Here is a 23,605-nt window from a genome sequence, read left to right as displayed (position 1 = left end):
ATAAAGGAAAGCCAGCCAATGCTGGTCGACACCGAACTTAAGCATTTGCCGGCGGCGTTGCGATGGCGTGAATGGATGGGTCGCGTCGAAGCGGTGATCTTCGCCGCAAGCGAACCGGTGACGCGAGAGGTCCTGGCGCGCGTCGTCGGCAAGAGCTGCAACATCGATCTGATCATTGACGACATCCGCGACGAATTGCGCGGTCGACCCTACGAACTCGTCTCCGTCGCGGGCGCCTGGCAGCACTGGACGCGGAAAAATTACGCGGACGCCATTCGCGCTGCAACGGGCCAAGGTGCCGGCGGCAGTGCAGGAAGATCCCTGTCGCAGCTGGAAAATCTGGTCCTCATGTGCATTGCCTATTTCCAACCAATCACCCGCGCCGAGCTGTCGTCCTTCTTTGGCAAGGAAGTGAGCCGCGACCTGATCGGTGTGCTGCGTTCGCAAGACTTCATTGCGTCCGGTCCCCGAAGCCCCACCCAAGGGGCACCCTACACCTATGTGACGACCAGGACGTTTATGTCCCACTTCGGGCTCAACACGCTGCGAGACCTGCCGGACTTTGATGCGCTCGAGGATGCCGGATTGCTGTCGAAGGAGAAACTGCTTGCAGGAGAGAGTCCCTTCGGGCTTCTGGGTGCGAGGACCTGTCTGATGGCGAACCTGCCGGGGTTGAGGAAATCGGCCAAACAGAGTGACGGTCTCGGTGGCATTGGCCAGCAGGCCGCTGCCAACGAAGAGTTGTGGGTCGAAGTACCTGGAGTCTAGAAAATGGATGATGGAACCAAACCTCAACAACCCAAATCGGTGAGTGAGGCCACACTGGAGGCGCGTCTTGCGAAGTTCGTCGCCGCGACGTTTCCCGGGCTGGCGATCGACCTTCAGGAAACATTCACAATCCGTCTGGGCCACTCGGATCACGCCATCGGAAGCAAGCAAACCTGGGCCGGGGGGCGGGCCGACATTCTTGTTCGGAACGGCGGCAAGCCTCTCGCGGTCATCGAGCTGAAGGCGCCAGACGAGAGCATCGACAAGGATGCGGTACGCCAGGCGCTGTCCTACGCGCGCTTGGTCGAACCCATGGCTCCGCTGGCAATCGTCACGAACGGTGTCGAGACCTCCATACTGCGAAGCTTCGACGGAGCGGTCGTTGATACCGAAACATTCGACGAGGCGGCGGTTGCGGCAAGGTTCAAAGATGCAAGTCAGCTTGCGGGGGCGATCTACGACGACGCCGTGAGGGACCTGCTGGCCCGTGATGACATCGTCTTTGCCGATCTGCTTCGATCGGCATCGGTGCGCGCTCTTGACCAAATGACCGGCGACGTCAGGGATCTCACGCGGCCTCTATGCAAGGAATTCTCTATACCACGCACGGCCGTTGAGGCCCTTGCAGAATCCGTCCAGGCTGGCAACCGAGTGACGGTGCTTGTCGGTCCGGCGCTTTCCGGGCGCACCAACGTACTCGCTCAGTTGTGCCCGCGCGGCGATCTTACGCCAATCTTTATCGACGCGGTTGCTGCCGACCATGGCCCGATCCGGTTCATGGCAAATGTCATAGCAGCCAAGCTGTTCCGGTCGGCCAGCGAGGACACAGTCCGACACTGGCTTCTGCACCGGCTCCAGCAACCAGCCGCTCATCCAATCGCAATTGTCGTTGACGGCTGGGGCGGTGGATCGGGAGAGCGAACCCGACAGGACGTCTCGGAACTCATTCAACTCTGTGAGGGTAACGGCATTGCAATTGTGACAGCGATTGACGAGGCCTGGTTTGAAAGTCTGGCCATCACCGGGTCGGGGCAGGTATCAGCATTTGGGCGCGAGGCTGTCAGGATCGACCTTGATCCTCTTTCTCAACCCGAGTTCGCCACGGCAGTCCAACTGATGGCCGAGGATTGGAACCTTCATTGCGACCGTGGTTCACAGTTCAACGCAGACTACCGTCAGCCTCGCATTCTCCGTCTCCTGATTGCAAAAAAGCCATTGGGCTCACCGCCAATCATCGACGAGCAACGCATGATGATGACCATTACCCGTGTCCCGACCGTCACTGGCCCAAGCCTTCTTGACGGCGCCTGGGAGAGGATAGCGAATGGCACCATGAGGGATGACTTCCTGCGCTTCGCAAAGGCGTTCATGGAAGACGAATCCGGGCAGCCGGGCGACCCGCGTGCGATCGTGCTCATCAAAGGCCTTGGTGCCATTTCCCTGCAGGGAGCTGAGGCAAAGCTTGGCGAACCAAGGATCAAACGACTCGTCGATAGCGGTTTGGTTTCATACTTGTCGATGCCTGACGGAGACCGTTTTCTGTATCCGCGCGTGCCAGAGATTCTCGCCAAAGCGGCTGCGATTGTCATCGCTCGCGACATTCTAGGGGCCAACATCAACTCGGAGGAAGAAGCGAACGATCTGTACGACATGTTCATAGCGAGCTGCGCTGGCCTGCCACTTCCCGATGTTGTCGGCGCAGCAGTGCTGCGGGAGATTGCTTACCACAATGGCGATCTGCTGCCTTGGTTCATTGAAACAATGCTGGAAGACAGACCAAACGTCACGACAATTGGCGATGGTGCGACGATAATCATTCGAACACCCGATGGCATTTCGGAAGAGTTGGAGGTTCCTTTCGGTGCAGGCGGTCCGGCGATCGGCAATGATCTCCCATTTCTGATCCTGTCTCAGATTCTCGCGCTGCCCATGGCCCGGAATGAAGTTGGAGACATCAATGTCAATCTCGCTCTGGAGATCGGAGCATCCCCAAACTTCCTGCTTCGCGTCGATGAAAGACTTCAGGAATGGCTCGGCCTTGAAACCCATGATTTGCCCGGGGGAGGTTCCGTCATTTGTCCGAACGCTGGCGTGGTCGAGCCAGTGGTGAATTCGATAATCCAATTCGTTCAGGCGCCTCAGCTTCGCAGCAGGGCTCCCATGATGATTGAGCAGATGGCCAACCATGCGGCGGCGGAGCCGCCGCATCCTGCACTCGCCCTGCGCCTATGGACTGCATTCGGGGTGCTTGAAACCTCGATTGAAGAGTCGATCGCAGCTGCCGCAACGAAAGCGCGAGCGGAGTTTTTGAAGCCTTTGTTCGAGAGGCTTGCGTCAGACATCCACCCAAATGATAGGTGACAGCCCCGAAGTATCTGCAGATGTTTCGAGCCGAACGATACTCGATCCCAACTGCAGGCTCGCATCCGTGGCGTCATAGGCAGGGTTGGGAATGGTGTTCTCAAAGCCCAGACGGACTTTGCCAGACTATCGAACCTGACGAGATTTCCCATCGTCGCCATATTAGTTACAACAGGGGTCCAAACTGGTGACAACAGGCGATTGAGACCATGGTTGTCCCAAAGCGCACGGCAGCTTAGCCACGAGAGAGCGACACCGCCTGGCGCTCGATGGAACCCACTAGCCCGCTGCCTCACCACCAACCTGGGCCGCGACGGCTTCCTCGAAGACGGCAGTCTCCGCTATTGGCGCGGAGACGTTGGCGGCGATGAATATCGAATCGTGCTCCACCGTTATGAGTACTCCGCCGTTCTGGTTATTTTGCTTTGCCTTTGGGTTTCTGGTGATAAAGCCCAAAAGCGGAGGTTTTGTGCCGTCCGCGGGTTTCTCGTGCGAGCGGATCTCGCCATATCCGCCAGCCAGCTTGCCGAGTGGCAGGCCCCTTTGCAGAAGCCGGGGTAAAGTGTCGGTTGTTTTGAGGGCTTTGAGCGGGTCCTTTCCCTTCGGAATGACCTTGTCGTCAGGAATTGCCGCAACCGCGGCCATCAGTTCATCAATAGCGGCTTCAGTCATGACGAGGCGGGCATTCTCGGCATTATCCTCGTCACGTCCGAGGTAGCAGACGGCTCCATCTTGAGCGAGCGTCGGCAGGTTGAGGGTCTGCAGGGTCTTTGTATCGTCGAAATACGAGACGGTGACCGTCACAGGAAACGTCGCCGGCATTTTGGCGGGTAATCCCACCCGACCAAGGCGCGTTAACAGCGATTGTTGCAGGTCGAGCGCATAGTTTTCCCGCATTCGCTGAAACAGGAAATAGGGTCCGTTAGCCGCAAGCAGTTTTCCAATAGCAGCGCGATTCTCGGATCGCAAGTCTTTAGCATCCCATTCCAGTCGAATGGCGCTGCCGTCCTCTAAGCGGCCCAGAGGCGTCGTCAGGGAATTGCCGTAGTCCCACGACGTGTGCGTCAACGGGCTGACGTCGCCGGCAAGCAGCAGAATTCGTTTCGTACCCTCTTCGCGCACGAGATCGCATGCCGGCGTCATCACGATGAATGCGTCGCGAAGGTCTGTTTCCTGGCTGGGCGCGGGATAGTCGCGGCGCAGGAAAACATCGCCGAAAGCAATTGAGGGTTCGAGTTTGTTGGTGGCCACGCCAAGCCGTGCGCGATGCTGCCAGACGGTCTGGTGAACGAGATGCTGGAGGTCACTGGTTCCGGCAATATGGGGAGCGGGATAGAGACTAAGGTCGACCTCCTCGAGTGCGCGGGCCGCCTCGATGGTCGGGCCATCAGCCTCGATCTCAAACTGGAGGGCGCTATCAAACACGTCGACAAGGTAGCTGCCCAGCGGCTGCCCTTCGAAGTTCAAGAGCAACTGACTGATCTCACCATAGTCGGAGAGATCGAGCCGTCTTACGGTCTTGAAGAAACGAGCCGCCGCCTCTTTGAGGCTCCCTTCGTAATTCGATAGGAAAGTTGCGATCTTTACCGCATCAACAAGGTGCGTCGCTAAGCGCTCTAGCGTACGTGGAAGATTGTCCGCCTTAAGCAAATCGTCCTTGCGGTAAAACCTAAACAGGGCGCCAAGGAGCTTCGCTTGGTCCCGGAAGTCGGCTCGCTTGTCATTTAGTAAATGACTGCGTGACATGAGCACCACGGGCGGCGGCGAGGCTTGACGTGCAACCATCAGCTCCTTCACCAGCGTGATTGACTGCGCAATGTCATCAGGCTCCTGGAGGTTTCCAAGGAAGAGATCGGCGAAGATGAGATCGGCAGTCTTGGCGGCCTCGACAACGGTGCGTCCCATGCGGATCGGGGTAATTCCAAAAGTACCCAGTGCAACTTCGAGGTCAGCGAGAAATTTGGTGTCGGCCTTCTTGTTGTTTTCATAATCCGTGAAGAATTCGCTCGCGAGCGCCGCCAGCCCCTCCTTCCCCTTCCATACCGCCGTCACGAAAGCATCACTATGGATCAGCTCGGACCCGTCGATGTTCTCGTAATCTGGGAAGAGCTCCACCAAGACGTCTTCGTACGCGCCGGCATCAGCAAAGAAGGTCGACCATGCGTCCGCATCGATGTCGCTTGCCTTAGGCACCTCGTCATAGGCGTCATCGATGATGACCGCGGTCTGGATGCCCTTGTCCCTAAGAAGCGCATTAAGTGTCATGGGACGAACGCCGCTTCCGGTAGCTCAAGAACAAACTCATTATGCCGACGTGTCTGCGAGTCCTGCTTGTCTGATATCGACAAGGTGCCGCCAAGATGTTCGGCGTTCTCTTTCGCAATATAGAGCCCGAGACCGCGCCGCTTCGACTTTTCCTTCAGCGACCAAAAAGGTCGGAAGATCTTTTCGATGTGATCGTGCGCGATGCCGCTGCCATTGTCCTCGAACGTGATAGTGGGCGGGTTGCTTTCGATGGTGACGGTTATGGTGGGGACGAGCCGCGGCTCGCGGTTTTGCCGCATCTGAATCCAATAGAGAGAGTTGGAAAGCAGGTTCTCAATGATCTGAATCACCATGCCTTTTACAAGTCGCACGCGAATGGGATTTTTGGGCTTGTTGATCTTAAGCAACACGCCATGGCGCGCAAATTGCGCCGCGTGGCCCTCTTGAATGTCGTCGAAGAGCTCTGCGAGATCGAATGTTTCGGAGCGCTGGCGACCGGAAACGCTGAGCTGATCAAGTACGCGAAGCCGCTTGGACACACTTTTCATTTCGGAGCGCAAGGTGTCGAGGCGCGCCTTGAGCTCGGATGGCAGATCTCGGCCTTTTAGGGCCTCCAGAGCTTGTAGTGCGCCCTCGGTTGCGCGCGCGAGCTCATGAGCCACGACCTCGACCATCAGGCCCACGCCGGCCATTTGAATCATTTGCTTGCCATCCGCTTCGACTTCTTCGATGCGTTTCTGAGCTCGTGCTGTGAGATCTTGGAACTCGACGAGTGCATGCTGAAGGTCATCGACGACATCCTGTTCGTCCTTGGGAACCAGCCTCCGAACTCGGGCAACCGCGGCAGAGGCGCGCGATTTCAGCTCGTCGATTTGCGATCTCATGTCGCCGAGCTCAACTGGGGTGAGCTTGTGTCGCCTGTCTACGTCCTTGAAGAAGCCCCAGAGTAGGTCCTTGATGACATGGCCCAGGACTTGAACGAAGGCAGCTTGTTCTGGGTTGACCCGGAGACCTTCGCGATTGGTTTGATCGAGCAGGTGGGGGTTGCCTGCCCGCGTGATCTGAACGTGTCCGACAAACTGGTTTTTGTTCAGGACATATCCGGTGCGGCCGAGCGCGCGCCTGTCTAGTCCGAGCCAGTCATCCTCCTCATCGCCATAGGGAAAAACGCGGAAGCCATCGCGAAAGAGCAGAATTCCACTCCAAGTTTTCTGCAGGTCGCGAACGTCATTGCGAGTACCGATGCCGTCGATTGCGGTGAAGTGACGGCGATTGTACCAGTAACCTTCGAAGTAGAAGGGCCCAACGGAGACAAGCGCAGTCGATGGAATTTCTCCCGAGGTTCCGGTGAGGAGACCCTCAAGATCGGGCTCCGTGAGTGTCAAGACGTCCGACTCTCGCGGATGGGGGTAGCCGAGGTTGACCGCGTCCATTCGGACAAACAGCTCGGGCTTCCCCTCCTTGAGCTCATATCGGCCCGTAAACGAGGCGTGGGCGGCTTCCAGAAGCGTCTTGTCCATAAAGTCGATAGGGATGCGCGTTCCATTCCAGGAAAGGACAATGCGGGGTCGCTTTTTAGGGTCAAGGAAGGGATCAGTAAGTCGCGCGAAGTCGTACCGAGCGAATTGCAGTAGGCGCGCCTCGGTCCAGTCCTCCCGGAGGTCACCAATGGTTAGACGTGTGCCGCTCCAAGCCCCATCCGGCTTAGAGCCGCCAGTACGGGGTTCGAACTTCACGTCCTCGATCATGGCATCAAGATCAGCGAAGGCCTTCCAGTTGATGTCTAGAACGTTGACAGTCCGATCGTCGGATTTCGCAGTCTCAACTCTTAGGCGCTCACCCAGCCGCATGGCGGAAAGACGCCCGATGCCCTTCTCACCCAAATAGGGCGTCGTCGCCCGGCCGGTGGCGATCGAGCTGTCGACCTCGTGTTTGCGCGAAGGGGTTCCGATAGTCAGGTAGTAGCTTTTCAGTTCGTCCATCGACATACCGTCCCCTGTATCGGAGACGGTTATGGTGTTGGCTTCGGCGTAACCGTCATCAAGGTTGGCAATGAAATCTTCGATGGACTTGCTCGCCAGAGCTGGCGCGAATGATGTGCGAGCGTTGGCGGCGGTAGGGTCGAGGCGACTCTCGAGATCGCTGCGAAGGTCACTGAGCGCCTCGGCGCTGCTCGCCTCAAGAGCACGAGCACGGATCTTAAGATAGGAGTTGCGCCGAAGCGGGACATTGAATACCAGCTCCACCCCTTTCCGAGAATGAGCGTCGATGGCATTCTTGATAAGTTCGTAGAAGGCAATGATATCCGAGCTAATTAGCTCGGCGCCCAGCTCCAAGACTGTGCGGGCAGATATTTTGAACAAGTGGCCCCCTCGGTCGGCAATATCCAGGCAGAACTGACTGCTCTAAGTCCCCAGCAGCTTAGCATCAAGCGAAGGTGTCAAGAACCTCCCTCTGACCTCCGGCCCAATGCCGGTGACTTTGCCGTCTACAGCTCTTTTGGCAGTGGCAATGCAAGGGTTTCCCGGGCGATTACGCGACACCTCGTCACTTGTGGCAGATCACACATCCTGCCGCAGCCTCGTCAATTCCGTAGACGTCATCGATCGTAGGCACAACATTGCCGGCGAGCGGATTCACGCGGCGCCGCGCCAATAGTCGCGCGCGGCGCTGCTCGAACTCCCGCTCGATCTCGTCGACCCGCGCCGGGGCGCTGAGCTCATCTAGGCCCTCTCCCTGGCTCCAGGTGAAGGGTGAGCCGTGATCGCGGGCGGTCTTCTCATATCCCTTGGCCTCGTCGAACGCGTCGGGGTGCTCGCGCATCAATCGCACCCACTCGATTTTTTGCTGGAAGAAACAGAATGTGCAGCCCGAACGAGTCCGCCATCGATAGTACTCGGGTTCGCCTAGGCCGGCGCTCTCGAGCGTTTCGATCACACCGGCCCTACTGATGCCGTCCTCTCTCAGAGGGAAGTGCACCTGCATGTTGCCATGGGTCGCCTGATAGCCCTCGCGACCGGGTTCATCAGCCCGGATGGCCACGTAGGAATGCACGACAACCCCGGCATTGAGGTCCTCACGCAGCCACTGCTCGAGCGGACGGAGCTTGAGCTGCCGCGTGCACCACCGAGTTTTGGGGGAGGGCAGGAAATGATTGTATTCCTTAAGCCAGAAGTCGAAATCCCGGTCCGGATTAAGCCGGGTGATCGGTTTTCCCAGGAACCCCTCAAGCTTGTCGAGGAACGAATACACCTCTTCCAGCTCTTTGCCGGTGTCGGTGAAGAAGTATTCGACATCGACCTCTGGCCGGGTCTGCCGCATATGGACGGCAAGGGCCGCGCTATCGCGCCCCCCTGATATCCCAAGGATATGACGCTCACGCACCGGAATCGTCATGCTGGCTCCAATCCCTTGCCTTCGGAAAGGCGTTCTACGATGCGCGCGAGAGCGGCAAGCTCTACGGCCGGCCTCATGCCCTTTAGCCGAAGCTGCGCCATCAAGTCGTCTGCCGCTTTGTCTGCAGTCGCAAGCTCCTGTTTCGACACCTGGAAGGTATGGAAGAGTGGCTTCTCCTTGGGGTCCAACCCTACCATGACCGAAATGGCTTGGGAGGTTGGGGAGCGGCCGCGAACCGCGGCGAATGTCTCTGCCTCGCGAAAGCGCAGGCAGAGCTTAGCCATTTCGAACATGGCCTGCTCTTGCTCGCGGTCGGACCAGTTGCGCGGCGGCTTGTGAACGAGCAGGCTCGCCAATCCTTCGATGTCGCCGCTGTTTCCCTCGAAAGCGCCGGCGCGCATGATGAAGGCGTCGACGCGCAACTCTGCTGACACCCCCGACGCCGTAGAGGAGCGCGGCCCAATCCCCTCAAATGTCTTCGTGTCGACCCCAAGATGCTCGGCGAGATTCTTGCGGAGTTCCTCCAGCATTTTCGGATAGGCGGACTCTGCCTTGTTCAGTGCGGCGACCACGCTGACCCCGGGATCGGGTTCTCCCTCAAGCGCGGACGCGAGGTCTGAAAACAGCAGCGCTTCAGGGTCGCTGGCTTTCAACACGATGTCCCTAACCTTACGAACACTTTCGGCCAGCGTCTGAGTGCGCTGCGCCCACAGCGGAAGAGCATGAAAGCGCTGATAGAGCGCCGATGCGACCGGCAACGCCTTCGCTTCAACGGGATTTGCCTCGGTCGAAAGGAGTGCGGCGAGCTGCTGGACGAACGCGTCGTCCCGCTTGGAGCGCGAAATTCGGCGAAACTCGATGGCTGCCGGATCCTGCAGAATGCGGTCGGCGATGATATCGTCGATGGCGGGCTGGAAAGCGCCGTCGACATAAACCGCAACCGCGTTTCTATGCGCCAGCAGATAGGACAATACCAGCACAGGCATGACCCCGCGCTTGATGCCATATGGCCGCGCGGCCCAGGTGTCGAAGAGTTCGGCCAGATTGACCAGCTTCTCACCCAACACCGCCCAGGCAGGCTTGAGTGTCTTGCCCGCCCCGTCATCGGCAGGATCGGCGAAGCGCCACACGCCCTTATCGTCCTGCCGATGCAGCCCCAACGGCCGAACAATCGTCAGATAGAGCCCACGCTCGACCGGGAAGTTCTCAATCCCAAGGTCTGCCACATCCGACTTCGAAACCATGGCATGCATCAAGGTCCTCAGGCCTGCCATGGCGGCAGTCGAGGGCTTGTCCCGATAGAGCAACTCCGATTGGATGGCGGGTGCGCTGCTGAAAGCAGCGCTCGCAAGCGCCGACGCCAAGACGGTCAGTTCCCCGCCATCGAGTTTCTTGCCGGCTGCATCCTTTGCCCTGTCACCGAATGCCCACCACCGGGCCAAAGAGAAGGCCTTCAGCAAGTCGCTGCGAACAATTTCGGCGATCAACGATTTGCGTGCCGACAACTCTCGGCGGGCGATCCGATCACCTTCGAGCTGCGGATGCGTCTCTTCGATGCGGTCTAAGGCATAGAGGTCGCTCGCATGATCCCTTAGCAGATAGACCTGCTCGCTGGCGGCTACACCGGCCAGGACACCCAAGTTTTCCAATTCGAGGCTGAGTTGCTTGGCAGCGACCTTAACCGGCGCCTCGAAGCTTCGCGCATCGGGAAGCAGCATTATGAGAAGACCTGCCGACCGCCGCTTCGTCTTGGCCAGCGACACAGCGGTTCGCTTGGCCCACGCAGCGGGGCTTTGCGGGCTCTCGTCGGCAAACTGAATGACGACATCGAATGTGCGCAGTGCACCGGTCGCGAAGTAGTGGCTCTTGGCTGCGATCGGTCCCACGCCAAGCCGTGAAGGCAAATCAGCCAGGACATCTGCGTCGAGCTTCAGCGCGACCTTGGAGATGGCCTCGTCGAGGTCGAAATCGCTGCCGGCGAAGAGGGCATATCCGCCAAGCCGCGGCTGCCGAATGAGGATAGCCCGGTTGACCAGCTCGTCGATGGCCGCCGCGACGTCGGCCTTCTTCGCTTCTGGTGCGCAAAGGGAAAGGATGTCGTCGGCAACCGCGAGTCCGGAGCCGTTCCTGAACAACTCGACGACCGCTGCGGCCTTGGCGAGCTTGGCAGCCAGCGAGCCGTAGAGTGCAGCCTTCTCCACGGCCTCCATAGCAAGTGTCATCCGATTGCTTTCAGGACCAACAGAAAGCGCGCTGCCGAAATTTGCGACCAGATAGTCCCAAAGCTGATCCGGCCCATACCAAGCGTTTCCGCCGACCTCGGTCCGAGCCAAGTGCGCCTGAAATCCGTTCGGTTCAGATGATGATAGAAAGCCGAAAACGCTTCGCTCGTTTTGTGCGAACCGTTGGCGTGACACGGGCCCCAACAAGAGCGCCGAAACCGGGTGCAATGGCCACGTTTGGGTGAGGATTTCCGTCAGCACCACGACATCGACCGGTCGACGGTGGGAGATCGCCTCCGCCGTCAGTCCAGCGATCGCTTTGGCGCTGGCCGGAGCTTGGTCGCTGCCAATGGCGCGAGCAATGAGCGCCGCGACCTCATCGGCTTGCGCAACGAAGGGCACGTTCTGGTATCGGCCCTGAACCTTTGCCCATTCGTCCCGGCCAGTCCGGCTCAGCCGGTTGGCGTACTGCTCAAACGACTGATGCAGGATGCCGACAACCACCAGCCTACCGTCAGAGCGTGCTGCCCGCTCGGCGAGATCCTGCAAAATATGCACGTCGCCGGCAGAACTCGTCGCATGCTCGAGGAACTTGCCGAGCTCGTCGATGACGATCAGCAAACCGCCCTTTTGACGAGCACGCGCTTCTAATTGGTCGATAAGTGCTCGTTCGTCGCGCGCTGCATCCCGCGCCGCCTGAGTCCACTCGAATTGCTCTGCGGCCGCATCCGCCAACGCGCCCGCCAGGCTCGTGCGCCGGCCGGTCAGTGCAACTACATCCCACGAGCGTCCTCGGCCAGGAAACGCCGAGGAAAACTGCTCCGCCAAATCTTGCCCAACGATCCCTTCGGCGAGAGCACGCTGTTTCTTGTTGCCGGCGACCAGATTAGCAACAAGCAGCGCCGCACAAGATTTGCCGCCGCCATACGGGCCGGTCCACGTGAAGGCGAACTGCGACCCATCGGCGATCCCCGCCAGCATGGCCAATAGCGACTTGCGGACGCTCGCCTGCAACACATACCCGGTGAGCGGCGGTGTTCCATTGAGATCGGTGTCGATCCGAGCGGACAGCGCGAACCGGCGTTCGACCTTGACGATGTCGGCAAGCTTGGTCATGCCGCTCTCCGACCACGGTAACCGGCTTTGACGAGATCGATCTCGTCAATTTCCTCGAGATGGCCAGCCAGAGCGATCTGACGGAGTCCCGCCGTATCGGTCCACACCATTTTCCCGCCGGTGGCGTCCCCGATGCTCATCAGCCGTGCCACTAGGCTATCCTCGTCAAGCTTGAAGACACGCCCGGGAGACCCGGGGTCATACTGCACCTGCTCTACGGAGAGGGTGGGGGACAACGAGTGCTGCCGCTCCCAGAACTGCTTTAACACGAGCGCAAATATGCTGTTGTCCAGTGAAGGCTTCTGCCCACGGACAAATTCGAGTTGGCCTGTCGACCGCTGCTCCCGCAACAGGCCGAGCTCGACTAGCAACGGTTCTGCCGCGTCTTCCCCTGCATCGGAGTGACGGGGCGCATAGCTGCGTACGAACACTTCAACGTCGCGCTTGAGGGTCTCGGCGGTTGCCCTTGCGGTTGCACGGGCTTCGACGATCGCTGCCATGGCCCTAACGAGATCGTCCCTGGTAAAGGCAATCTGATTGAGCAGGTTGAACGCGTAGTAAAATGTCGTTGCGGCGCGCGGCTCACTCACGAGGTGTGCATGCATCAACCACAGAGTGGACGGATGCTCGAGGTATGGGTCGAGCCCGGTGCCGTCGGCGAAGATCAACCGCCCTAGATCAGTGGCGTGAAGATGGGTGGGGCTGTCTCTCAGAATCTTCGTCGCCAACGCCCAATGACGCATGGAGAGCGCCATATTTTTGCCGACGCCGAAGGTGGCGATTGCGTTTTGTTCCTGAAATGTTCTACGATCGACTCCATCCGGGTCGGATGCGTGGTCGAACGCCTTCTTCAGCCAAAGGAGCCGAAGCGGGAAGGTCTCGTGGCCCGAAACGCGAATCGCGGTCGCCGGATCATGAAGGTCGTTCAACATGGAGGGGATGCTACTGGAGAGTGTCGCCAGTTGGCAATCCCTAGCGCGCCACTATTGCTGATAGCACCGCTGCCGCCTCCATGGCGTCCGCCTCGCTATTGTAGCGAGAGAAGTATAAACGGACAGTTTCGGTAGCCTCTTGGTGAGTAAATTCCATCGCAAGTAGGACGTGCGATGCGGTGATCTGCCCACTCGTGCAAGCTGATCCTTCGGAAATCGAGATACGATCACCGGCCTTCGCTATTATCGACATGGCTTCATTACCGGGAAATCTCAGACTCAAACTTCCGGGTACCCGAATCGGCGCGGAAACATTCTCGATGAATTGCACTTGCCTGCTGCGCAACTCTTCGAGGAACAGAGCCGACAGCCGCCCTGAATGGGCGGCGTCCGCTACGAGCCGTGTCCTGGAGACCTTGGCGGCCGCGCCAAACCCGACCACGAGCGGCGTCGGTACGGTTCCAGGCCGCACGCCAGCCTCCTGACCGCCGCCGAACAACACCGGCAACGGCCGGAGAGAAGCGGCCGATGATATGAACAGCGCACCGATGCCCATTGGGCCGTAAATTTTGTGCGACGAAAGGCTCGCTAAATCGAACTCCGCACAGTCGAGAGGAAGTTTGCCCGCGCCCTGTGCAGCATCGACATGCACGAGCGCCCCCGCCGCACGGGCAATACGAACGACATCGGCAAGCGGTTGGATGGATCCCACCTCGTTGTTGACCGCCATCACCGACACCAAGAGTGTCTCAATGCCGACCAACTGTTCCAGAGCTGAAATATCGATGATGCCGTTCACTTTTACCGGCGCTTCGATGATGCGGAAGCCGGCACTCCGCAGCGAACTCGCGGACGACAGCACACTCTTGTGCTCGATGGCCGATACGACAATGTCACGCCGCCCGATGCCACCTTCAAGCGCGGCGAGAGCAATGCCCCTTATCGCGATGTTGTTTGCCTCGGTCGCCCCCGACGTGAAGACGAGTTCCTGTGGATCCGACCCGAGGAGGGACGCGAGTTCCGAACGCGCAGTTTCAACGGCCTGTGACGCCAGCATCCCACTCAGGTGAGGCGAGTGCGGATTGCCGACCTGAGCATGCCACCAAGGTGCCATTGCTTCCATCGCCTCCGGCGCCAGCGGTGTTGTCGAGTGGCCATCAAGATAGATCGGCATATGCGCATCTGACTCTGTCTTCGGATCAAGCTCAACCTAATCCGGAACGGGGAAAATTCGAAATCGGTTCACGATCGAGGCTCAGCCAATTTGCTGATAGCATGCCTGGGCGAACAGGAGATGCGTATCCCATGACCGAAAGCAACGACGTCAGCGTCAAAGAAATCTACAAGGAGCAATACGCTCACTTCAGAGCGATGAACGACATCCTCTACAAGATTCCCCCGCTGTTCTCAGTGGCAATCGGCGGCTTGTGGTACTTCGCGGCATCCCAACTCAAGAGCGATCGGCTCATCGCCGTCGGCATTTTCCTGTTCGCCGCCGTCGTGAGTGTGGCCAGCGTTTTCATCATGGGTCGCTTCAGCCAGGCTTTCAGCCTCTACATCACCAATTTGAACAAGCTCGACGGCGACTACGCCGTCTCGCTCAAGAACAAGGACAAGAAATGGCCGCCCTCAACGGTAAAGATCATTCAGTTCCTGTTGTGGGTCGCGGCCGCGATGTCGTGCGCCGGGGTCATCTATGCCCTCGTCCTCCTGTTCGGTCCTGCCCCGCCCCCGGTTTTGCCAGCTCAGCCGTCCTGAGCAGCGATAGCCGACACGACGTCTTCTATATCCTCATCGGACAGGAATGGTGCCTGTGCGAAGACGGTCGAGGCCTCGCCGCTCAGCCGCGCGGCCAGGTGCCCGAGGCCGAGCAGGTTTTCTGCGCCCTTCGTCCCGAGTGCGATCTCTGAGGTTCCGATGCTCGCGACCTTCAAGATCAGCCGATTACCGAGATTGTCACGCAACTGAACAGGCATGACCCCGGCATCGGGCCGTTGTGCCGCAAAGACGAGGTGAATACCGGCGGCTCGCGCCTTCACCCCCAGCCTCGAAACGATCGAGGTAACGGCACCCTTGTAGTCCTCGGTCAGCATCCATTCTGCGAACTCGTCGTGGATGAGAAACTTCATCGGCAGCCGTGCTTCTGGCGCGGCCTTGATGTTGAACGATCGAATGTCGCGAGCCCCGCTCTGCCTGAACAGCTCGTACCGCCGGTCCATCTCGACGACGAGCCCCTCCATCATTTCGATCGCGGACGCCTGGTCAATGATAATCCCACCCTTCACATGCGGCAACCGCTCGATAGCGGAGTAGTCGACGCCCATTTTCGGATCGATCAGGTGAATGTGTACCAGGGCGCTAGGATTGGTCGCGGCGATGTCGAGGATCAGCGCCTGGATCAGCACCGATTTACCGCTGCCCGTCGCGCCGGCGATGAGCGTGTGCGGGTCGTGTTGTGACACGCCAGCGAACGGCCCACCCAGGTTGAGATAGAGAATTTCGCCGTCGAGCTCGCGCAGACCAAGAAGGAAGCTCGTGTTGAGACCGGCGGCATTGCGGTTCAGGGCACGGCGCTCCCAGAGATCCCACATCGAGACAATCTGCCGCTTTGCTCTTGCCACCCCGACCACGATCTCGCCGGGCAGCGGCGAGATCGAGATCACTCGCAGGCCATGTGTGGTCAGAAGGGCGGACTGTTTAGCTTCGATGTCTTCGACGCGCAGGCGGTCGCTGCCGACAAATCGCACCAGGGCGGCGTTTGGCGTCAATCGCATCCCAGCGATCTTGGCCTGTAGATTGTAACCCATAAGCGCCGTACGCAGCCGGCCGGCCGTCGCTTCGAGCCATTGTTCGTCCTCGCCAGCCGCCGACTGCACCTGCCCCGCTTTTCGAGACACCAAGCCGGCAAAGCTCTCGCTACCCGCTGAGATCGGTTCGGCCCCGTCGTGCTCCTCCCGATCAGGCGCGGCGGGGCGGGCAGTGGCATTAGGCTGAGCCTCGCCGGCATCAGCAACAGTCGCTGTTCCCGCGCTCACGTTGGGCTCGGGCGGAAGAGGCATGGGTCTCGGTGGCGGAGGGCTTGGCGGAGCTGCGTCCGGCTCGGGGCCGGCACCACTGGCTGGGCCACTCTTGGTAGTCCACCGAACGCGTGGTGCCGGCGCGCGAAACTCAGATGTTTCCCACGGCCTGCGATCTCCCAGCGCGCTTCTGATCGGCATCAACGGTTCAGAGGCCTCATAGGCCTTGATCAGTAGCCGCAGACCTTCGCGCGTGTAGATCTCCTGCAATCCCCGAACCTCGGTCACTTCGTCCTGATCGCCGGGCGAGCCACCCGCGTCTGCGGGTCCCGAAACGAAAATATGGGAGTAGCCCTTTAGATCGATCTCCACCGTGCCATTTCGGATGCCATTCCTCACCTCCTCGAGCGAAAAGCTCGCGCTTAGAGCCGACGGTTCATCGAGCAGGATGTCGGCAAGACGCGAAAGCCATAGGTCACGGTCAAGCCGCCCCGGATCGCCGAAAAGCGCGTCCTCGATCCGACGCGTTGTCTGTCGCAACTGCTGGCTGGAATGACGTTTGGCTTCCGCCAGACCACTGGCCTCGACATACTTCGCTTCGGTTACAACAGCGCGAAGCCTTGGGTGCCCTTCAGGTCCCGGGTCGACGCTGAGCGCAAGGATGTCGGCAATTCCTTCCTCTCGCTGGCCCAGCCATTGCGCGTAGTCGTCGAGGAGGAACCACGATGCCGGACGCTTCAAAAGCTCCTCAGCAACAAGTGCGCGACTGAGAACCAGGCCTATCAACTCCCCCGCTGATACGCCGCGCTTGGCCGCACGCAATATGACATCGCCAGAGATGGCCGTCGCATCGGCTATCATTCTCTCGGCAAGCGCCGATAGACGGTCGTCGCTAAGCCCGAGGCTGAGTTGATCGAGGCGTCGACGGACAAGCACCGGCAGGACGCGCAGGTCCGAGGTCGAGGACACCACCATGTTGCGGCCGTGAGTGCGTTCGCGCCGATATCGGATGACCTTGATGCCCTGCGCCATGAGCTGCCGCTTGTCGAGGAGGTCGTCATAAGTGGCGACCCACTCCGCCAGGCCGTGAACATCCTTGAACATGGCCTCCAGGCCATGGTCCTGCAGCGAAATCTGACGCGCGGGCAGGTAATGCTCGTTGTCGCGATGCGACTGTTTGCGGATCACGGCCGCTAGTGCGTCGAGATAGGACCAGCCGACCCGAGGTTGGCGGGGCGAAACCAGATAGCTAGTAGCGGTGAGTTGTTCTTCTCCCACGACCCGGCGATACGACCAGCGAGGCGGCACGTGGTCGGCAATTGAAGGGTCCGTGTCGTCGTTGCGCGGGACAGAAAACCAGGCCTCCCTGGCCTGACGCGATACGACATCATGCAGGAACGCGACGTCCACGCTTCGCTCGTCAGGCGCGCGGCGCCCCGTGCTGCCTTCAAGCATCACCCCTATTCTCAGCTTCGACATGAAGTTGAGCGAGGTTTCACTGACGACGATGGCGTCGGGGTCGTTGCCGGATTGATCCAGCAGATCGGTATAGACCTTGTTGAGCTTGGAACGGTCTCGATGGCGGACGAGGACGTTGCAGTGGACCTCTTCTTCGTGGACCGACCCCAACGCGTTGACCGTGGCCAATGGCAGGCCAGCAGCATCGCAGTTGTAGAGCATGATGCTGAGATTGGCGCGCTCATGCGGCTGCAAGTCGAGATAGCGGCCGATCAGCCCGCGGATCTCACGCGCAGCCTCTGCCGGATCCACATCGGTGGACGCTTCCGAGGGATCGCGAACCGGCCGCTCCATGAAGCTGTAGTCGTTGAGCGTGCTCGTCTCCGTCAGGAGAACCGCTTCGCCACCGGTGAAACCCGGTACTGCCTCCGGATAGTAGGGGTGCGCGAGCTCAGATCGGAGATCGGCAAAAAAGAGCCGCTGGTCGCCGAAATTGACTTCCTCCGCCTTGAGCAGGTGATCGATCAGGCCGCAGAGAGATCGCATCTTGACCGCCGTTGCGGCCATTCGCATCGGGTGCCACGGCGCTACGATCGCAGCCGGCGTCGAACCGGCAATCTGAACCGTGCCGATCCTGAGGATCGGTTCCCACAGGTCCCGCCGGTTTAGGTCCCCTGGCGCCGAGCTCCGAAGTTGCTCAAGCAGCCTGGCGTACAACTCGGCCTGTTCCAGCTGGGGTGTTCCCCCCATGCCGTTCGTTCGCCAATCTTCGATGGCAGCCGAGTAGCCCGCGACGAACGCAGTCCATGTCTCTCCAAGGTCCGCACCGGCAGGCGGCATCATGCGACCGCCCGCGACGGCTGCCTTGATGGCCCTGGGCAGGACCTTGCTTAAGTCTTCGACATTGGTTGATCGTGGAACCAACGATCCCGCATCCTGGCGGAACGAGGGCTGCAAAGTGCCTACGTCGGCGAGCGATACCGACTGCATCGCTCCCTTCTTGCTGACCAGCATGCGTGACACTTCGGCAATGCCGAATGGGTTCTTTTCGAGCCGGGCCAAGTCATCGGGCAACGCCAGTCCGATCGCGTTTGGCTCGGCCCGCCAGATCAACTGGACCGTGTTTTTCTCCGCACCTGGGCCGCTTCCCACTGTCAGAGTGAGGTCGAACTTGATCTGAATGTTTGCGCGCGACGTCGAGACGTTCTCGCGGAATTTGCGGCTCTTGCTTGCGGCATCGAGCAGCGCCTCAAACTCGAAAATGTGCGGCGTGTCCCAGCTAACCGCCTGTGGGAGAACTTGACGCAGGGCATTGTATTTGAGGCTGAAGGCGCGGGCCACGTCCGCATTCATGTCCAGCCATTGCGTCTTGGTCCGGCGTGAAGATCGGATCTCGATCCGCCGAGGCATCTTGAGCGTGCCGAGCTGGGCAAAAAGCCGCTCAATGCTGCGGACCAAGCCATCGAGGAAATCCGTGCACTCGATAGGGCGTCCGTAGACGAACTTCTCCCATTTGGCGCGCAACTGTCTGTTGGCCGCCAAATCCTCCCGATGAGCTTCGAAGAACTCGCGATCGTCCTCTCGGGATTCCTTGAGGGATCGACCCTTGAGATCGCCGAGATACGCCTTGTCCGGATCGCTCAGGCGATCGGGACGCTCGTAGTCGAAAAACTGAGCGGTCTCTTCCGGAAGCTTCAGCTTCTTGAGCTTGAGGCCCGAGAAGATCAGAAGAATATTGTCCTGCTCCCACTCGAGGTCAGCGAGCTTTTCGGTCGCTTCGCGCCACCCGGCTGGCGAATCGACGAACGCCTCGATCACCGAGTGCAGCTCGGCGGCGATCTCTTCTCGAACCATCTCGAACTGATCCCGCAGCTCGTCGGCTTCGATCGGCTGGCGATTGGGCCGCTGCTTGGAAAGCAGCGGTCTACGGTCAGTGATGAGTTTGTCGTAAAGGCGTCGCCAGCGGCTTTGCTGCTGCAGATCCTTTGGCCGCTGCGATCGGAAGTATCCTGTGTCGCGCGGCAATTGCAGTGCCGGCAGCGCCCAGCCAAGTGCGTCCGCGACGGGCAGTGACATGCCGTCGATCGCCGCGCGTGTCATGGCAACATAGTTGCTGAGCTGCGCGAGTGGCCAGTCATCGACACTGGACAAGGCCTTGAGGGCTATGTGCCATGCTTCGATGTGCTCTTCCGGAAGCCCGAGTCCATCGGATGCAGGGAGCACCCAATAGGCGGGTCCCTCTTTGAGTTCCTTGGCACCGATCAACGCCACATCGTGCAACGATGCGCCCTGATCATCGTCGGTGTTCGCGATAAGGAGCGCAGGACGGTCGCACTCGGCATGCCGCCACGCCACGGTCCTCTCATCGGTGATCACGGAGTCGGGCAGACCCTGGCCGTCGACAAGCGCGCGGGGCACAGCAATCTTGACCTGGGACTGAATCGAAACGTCGGAAACCAGCTGCCTGACGATCGCGGCAACCTGCGGTCCGGTGAGGCGATCGAGCATGAAACGAGCGGTTCCGCTGTCGGCCCCGAGGCCCTGCAGACGCTCCTGGAGCGCCGCAGCGCCTGCTGTGCCGATCAGATCGAGGGCGTTCATGCTCGCACCTCGCGGCGAAACGGATTTTCCACATAGGCGGCCGAGTCCGACAGCCGGTTGAGGAGGCCGAGGCTAATCAGCCGTTCCTCCAGCCGCCGCGCATTGTCGGAAAAGTCTTCCTGATCGGCTTTTCCGGCGCCGATGATGCTCGCGGCCTGTTGATCTCCGATCACAAAGCCATAGCAGTCGTGTAGCGCGGCGAGGAAGTCCTTGAACTCCATACGCTCGCTCACGCAGCAAACAACCAGCGTCTTGAGCAGCCGGTCGGTCGGTGCGTAGCGCACGCGGCGGCTTGACCGACGCGAGCTCAACCCGATCTGCCGCGCCCAGGTCGAATGCACCTTGCCTACATGTTGCGCGTGTCTGGTTTTCGCCCTGCCGACGAGCTCTTCGATCAGGTCGCCGGGATTGCTCATCCCGGTCGGTAGGTCGTCGGGGTCCGGCCAGTCGAACTGGCGTCCCAATACCTCCGCGGCGCTGAGAACGGCATCGTCCGATTTAACGGCGTGCTGCCACTCATGAGAACATTCGGCACTGCGGACGTAATGCTCAATGGCAAGACCCGGCAGCGCATTGTTCGCCTGAAAGGAGTCCGCCGCAAGGTCACGGATCACGGTCTTTCGTGGCGATACGATCTCGCAGATCATCGTGATGGGCACCGAGTCCAGGAGTTCTCGCGCCCGGTCAAGCTGGTACCGAACAAGATTGAGCCCGGTGATGGTTACGATGTGTGGGAGAGCGTCGAACACCGAAATCGGGCTATCCAGAATAGCGATCCAATCCTCGGCAAGTTGATCGAAGATCGGGTGGGTCGAGCAGGGCAAGTATGAACCCGGCCGATCACGCTCGGCAAGTTGTGGCTCCCCTTGCAGCGCAGCGACCAACCGATCGTAGACGGTTGGTTGCTCAAAGAGCTTTGCGACCAGCCGTTCTTTGAGCTCGGCGGCTCGCTTGGACCGGCAAAACATCAGGTAGAGAACTTCGCCGGTTCGAGCGAAGAAACGTCTGTCAGTCGAAACACCAGACGCCGTCACAGCGGCATCCTCGTAAAGCGCGCTGGGACCGAAGGGGAAGACGAACTTTGAACTCCAGCGTTTATTGCTGGTGCCTTCGATGGCGGAGGACTGCAAGAACCCCACCACAGAGGCGAAGTCATCGAAGCTGTCGAAGCGGCCACGGAGGTAACTGAAGTCGCGGCTCTCAAGGCCGCCGGCGTTCTGTTCCATCAACTCCAGCCATTTGGTCCAGGCTGCATCGTCGGAAAGCTTTTCGGCCCCGATGGTCAGAAGATACGGATTGTTGAAGATCAGATTGCGCAGTCGCAATTGCGTCTGCGGACGATAGGACAGTGCGTTGAACTCCTCTTCCGCCAAGGCGCGGCCGGCAACGTGCTCCGATCGAAGCACGCCAAGGAATTCAAGCAGAATCAGCCAGGGCGTCTGTTCGTCATGCAGGCGATGCCCCCAGATCGCTTCATCGACCCAGAACGCGGGTCCAGTGCGATCCTCATGGGAAATTGGGCGTTTCAGGATCTCCATCATTAGAGCCTCACCGTCACGCTACGCGATGATGCACGACCATCGGAATTGAGGTCGATGAACTTGAGGACGATCCCGTCACTGCGATCGTCACCGTCAAGGACCCTCCGCCGTTCGACGGCGCTCAGAAGCCGTGCCTTGAACGCAAGAAGGTCCTCGTGGCACTCGAGCGAAAAACTCGTAGGCAATGCGCCCTCGGCCACGCGGCCCAAGAACTCAAAGCGGGTCGTCGACAGTTGCAGCGTGACTTCAGGCGGATCATCACGCGCAAGCCGAACCACCAGCCTCATGCCTCCATCCCCATCACCGAGCAGCGCCACCTCCTCACCAGCACGACGGGCGACCGACACAAATTCCTCAAGCAGGGGACTGGTTCTCGACTGCGATTGGCTTCCCGAACTTGCAAGCACCAACTCGTCCTGGTTCTGGATCAGCATGCCGGTGAACACCCGATTTAGCCCGCGCACGAGCATGGGCATCACCTGCCGCGGCAATGCTCGTTTCTCGGCAAACGCGCGACTGGTTTCGAGATAGAGCCCGGCGTACCGAAAGACGGTCAGGTCCCAGAGGTCCAACGTGTCTGCCAGGTCGTCTGAGATGGTAAAGAACAACCGCTGACGCTGCCCGCGAAGGAGCCCGAGAAACCGGGCGACAGCGCTCGGATCGTCGCCCTCGAGGTAGGACTGTTGCGCCCGTTTATAGGCTGGCGTCTCGCCGTAAGCCTGATCGGTTTGCACGAGGGCTCGGTAGGTTTCCACCAACGCCGGATCGTCGGCACCGTAGACCAGCATATTGTCGACTTTGTTGCTCGTTTCCGAGCCGATGCCGAACAGGTTGAGCTTGCGAAAGGGTTCGGTTCTCTCTGCGCGGCTTGGTTTCAAATTCCCGCCGAATACATTGCGGTAGGGACTGGCACGCTCCGCCGTTCCCGCGGCTGCCAATTCGGCGACATCGGTGCACGCCATTAGGCCGTCGCGCGCATCGGGATGGCCAAGAATGATGTTCGTGACAAGGGATAGAACCTGCCGGATGGTAAAGTGACCACCATTCTGTTCGCTGGCTTCGACCAAGTTGCCCAGCCGTCGCCGGAAGAGACCGTTGCCGTCGGTCCCGATCAGCCGTTCACGGTTCTCGCGGATCGGACAGGTTGCCCCATTCAGCGCCGGGCAATCCCCGCAGCCGCTCCAACCGGGGTGCAGCGTCACCGCGTCAATGACCTGATCGATCATCACGGCGGCGGCAGACCGGCTGAGATCCCTCAAATCGAGCTTAATCGCAGAGTTCCCACTGCGGCCAACGACCAGGAGATTCTCGACCATCTCGACCAGAGCGCTTGTCGTCTTGTCGCTGCCGGCGGTCTTCATTTTTTCGAGAAGCTGGCCATGATTGGCTGCCATCAGGTAGACCCTGGGGGAATTGGGGTCTGCGACATCCCACGCCATCTGCTCAATCAGCGGCTTACTCTCGTCGGAGCGAAGCTCACTCAGATCCTTGACGACGATGAGTTGGCGAGACCCCAAGCTGAGGCGCTGGATCTTCTCTCCGGCGTTCCAGTCCTCAATCGTGCCTCCGAGCTCAAGCCACACGCGTCGGCAGTGATAGGTCTTTCCGTCGCCGGCGGTGCCCGTGAGGATGATGGACTGGCACTCGTCCGACCTGAAATTATCGACCAGCCACGCAAGATGCTGGGCGGGCAGCTCAATAGGCTGCATCTTCAAGCGAGCCAACGCCCGCTGAATGGTCTCGTCGTACATATTGTCGTTGGTCGGAATGGGCCCGTAGTTCCGAAGAAACCGGATCCAGTTGTTGGTCGGCATGCGCTATCCCCCCACGACTGCCGCCTTGCGCTGACGACCGTCCTGGAATTCCAGCGCAGCCCCATGAAAATCAGTCAGTTGCACACTACTGTAGAACTCGTGAAACGCAACAAT

The 23,605-nt window shown here is 59.8% G+C and carries 12 protein-coding genes; 3 read left to right on the top strand and 9 right to left on the bottom strand.

Going from position 1 to position 23,605, the window contains the following annotated elements:
* Window positions 1–18: 18 nt before the first annotated feature.
* Both scpB and NKJ17_RS24880 read left to right on the top strand, forming a co-directional pair.
* Entirely contained in the window at window positions 19–768 is a 750-nt protein-coding gene (gene scpB, locus NKJ17_RS24885) for an SMC-Scp complex subunit ScpB (RefSeq protein WP_352690510.1), read from the top strand.
* A 3-nt stretch (window positions 769–771) separates the two neighbouring features.
* On the top strand, window positions 772–3,129 hold the full coding sequence (locus tag NKJ17_RS24880; RefSeq protein WP_352690466.1) for a type I restriction endonuclease: 2,358 nt from the start codon (window positions 772–774) through the stop codon (window positions 3,127–3,129).
* A gap of 279 nt (window positions 3,130–3,408) precedes the next feature.
* On the opposite strand, the gene NKJ17_RS24875 is transcribed toward NKJ17_RS24880, so the two are convergent.
* The 6 genes from NKJ17_RS24875 to NKJ17_RS24850 form a co-directional block, all read right to left on the bottom strand.
* Window positions 3,409–5,394, bottom strand: a complete 1,986-nt coding sequence (locus NKJ17_RS24875) for a hypothetical protein (RefSeq protein ID WP_352690463.1) — start codon at window positions 5,392–5,394, stop codon at window positions 3,409–3,411.
* Entirely contained in the window at window positions 5,391–7,757 is a 2,367-nt protein-coding gene (locus NKJ17_RS24870; protein WP_352690460.1) for a sensor histidine kinase, read from the bottom strand. Before NKJ17_RS24870 ends, NKJ17_RS24875 begins: the two co-directional genes overlap by 4 nt.
* 184 nt (window positions 7,758–7,941) lie before the next feature.
* On the bottom strand, window positions 7,942–8,790 hold the full coding sequence (locus NKJ17_RS24865; protein ID WP_352690457.1) for a phosphoadenosine phosphosulfate reductase domain-containing protein: 849 nt from the start codon (window positions 8,788–8,790) through the stop codon (window positions 7,942–7,944).
* Window positions 8,787–12,128, bottom strand: a complete 3,342-nt coding sequence (locus NKJ17_RS24860) for a hypothetical protein (RefSeq protein WP_352690454.1) — start codon at window positions 12,126–12,128, stop codon at window positions 8,787–8,789. The genes NKJ17_RS24865 and NKJ17_RS24860 overlap by 4 nt, the downstream gene beginning before the upstream one ends.
* The gene (locus tag NKJ17_RS24855; RefSeq protein WP_352690451.1) at window positions 12,125–13,060 is read right to left on the bottom strand and encodes a DUF4007 family protein; all 936 of its coding nucleotides are present in this window, start codon (window positions 13,058–13,060) and stop codon (window positions 12,125–12,127) included. The genes NKJ17_RS24860 and NKJ17_RS24855 overlap by 4 nt, the downstream gene beginning before the upstream one ends.
* 40 nt (window positions 13,061–13,100) lie before the next feature.
* Window positions 13,101–14,234, bottom strand: coding sequence for a cysteine desulfurase family protein (locus NKJ17_RS24850; protein ID WP_352690448.1), 1,134 nt, complete (start codon window positions 14,232–14,234; stop codon window positions 13,101–13,103).
* Between the two features lie 131 nt (window positions 14,235–14,365).
* Between NKJ17_RS24850 and NKJ17_RS24845 the strand changes: the two genes are divergently transcribed.
* Window positions 14,366–14,818, top strand: coding sequence for a hypothetical protein (locus tag NKJ17_RS24845; protein ID WP_352690445.1), 453 nt, complete (start codon window positions 14,366–14,368; stop codon window positions 14,816–14,818).
* On the opposite strand, the gene NKJ17_RS24840 is transcribed toward NKJ17_RS24845, so the two are convergent.
* The 3 genes from NKJ17_RS24840 to NKJ17_RS24830 are packed head-to-tail and all read right to left on the bottom strand — an operon-like array spanning window position 14,806 to window position 23,491.
* On the bottom strand, window positions 14,806–20,136 hold the full coding sequence (locus NKJ17_RS24840; protein WP_352690442.1) for an FtsK/SpoIIIE domain-containing protein: 5,331 nt from the start codon (window positions 20,134–20,136) through the stop codon (window positions 14,806–14,808). The two genes, NKJ17_RS24845 and NKJ17_RS24840, sit on opposite strands and share 13 nt — an antisense overlap.
* A complete protein-coding gene (locus NKJ17_RS24835) occupies window positions 20,133–21,677 on the bottom strand; it encodes a hypothetical protein (RefSeq protein WP_352690439.1) in 1,545 nt (514 codons plus the stop codon). The genes NKJ17_RS24840 and NKJ17_RS24835 overlap by 4 nt, the downstream gene beginning before the upstream one ends.
* Window positions 21,677–23,491, bottom strand: coding sequence for a hypothetical protein (locus NKJ17_RS24830; protein WP_352690436.1), 1,815 nt, complete (start codon window positions 23,489–23,491; stop codon window positions 21,677–21,679). The genes NKJ17_RS24835 and NKJ17_RS24830 overlap by 1 nt, the downstream gene beginning before the upstream one ends.
* Window positions 23,492–23,605 lie beyond the last annotated feature (114 nt).

Source organism: Mesorhizobium sp. M0208 (genome assembly GCF_040322015.1).
Taxonomy (GTDB): Bacteria; Pseudomonadota; Alphaproteobacteria; order Rhizobiales; family Rhizobiaceae; genus Mesorhizobium.
The sequence above is the reverse complement of the archived record's forward strand: the minus strand, read 5'-3'. Positions and strand labels throughout refer to the sequence as shown.

Excerpts from the sequence above, each read along its gene's own strand:
- NKJ17_RS24845 (WP_352690445.1), top strand. The coding sequence starts at position 14,366 with ATGACCGAAAGCAACGACGTCAGCGTCAAAGAAATCTACAAGGAGCAA.
- NKJ17_RS24855 (WP_352690451.1), bottom strand. The coding sequence starts at position 13,060 with ATGTTGAACGACCTTCATGATCCGGCGACCGCGATTCGCGTTTCGGGC.
- NKJ17_RS24840 (WP_352690442.1), bottom strand. The coding sequence starts at position 20,136 with ATGAACGCCCTCGATCTGATCGGCACAGCAGGCGCTGCGGCGCTCCAG.
- NKJ17_RS24830 (WP_352690436.1), bottom strand. The coding sequence starts at position 23,491 with ATGCCGACCAACAACTGGATCCGGTTTCTTCGGAACTACGGGCCCATT.
- NKJ17_RS24835 (WP_352690439.1), bottom strand. The coding sequence starts at position 21,677 with ATGATGGAGATCCTGAAACGCCCAATTTCCCATGAGGATCGCACTGGA.
- NKJ17_RS24865 (WP_352690457.1), bottom strand. The coding sequence starts at position 8,790 with ATGACGATTCCGGTGCGTGAGCGTCATATCCTTGGGATATCAGGGGGG.
- NKJ17_RS24860 (WP_352690454.1), bottom strand. The coding sequence starts at position 12,128 with ATGACCAAGCTTGCCGACATCGTCAAGGTCGAACGCCGGTTCGCGCTG.
- NKJ17_RS24850 (WP_352690448.1), bottom strand. The coding sequence starts at position 14,234 with ATGCCGATCTATCTTGATGGCCACTCGACAACACCGCTGGCGCCGGAG.
- NKJ17_RS24880 (WP_352690466.1), top strand. The coding sequence starts at position 772 with ATGGATGATGGAACCAAACCTCAACAACCCAAATCGGTGAGTGAGGCC.
- NKJ17_RS24875 (WP_352690463.1), bottom strand. The coding sequence starts at position 5,394 with ATGACACTTAATGCGCTTCTTAGGGACAAGGGCATCCAGACCGCGGTC.
- scpB (WP_352690510.1), top strand. The coding sequence starts at position 19 with ATGCTGGTCGACACCGAACTTAAGCATTTGCCGGCGGCGTTGCGATGG.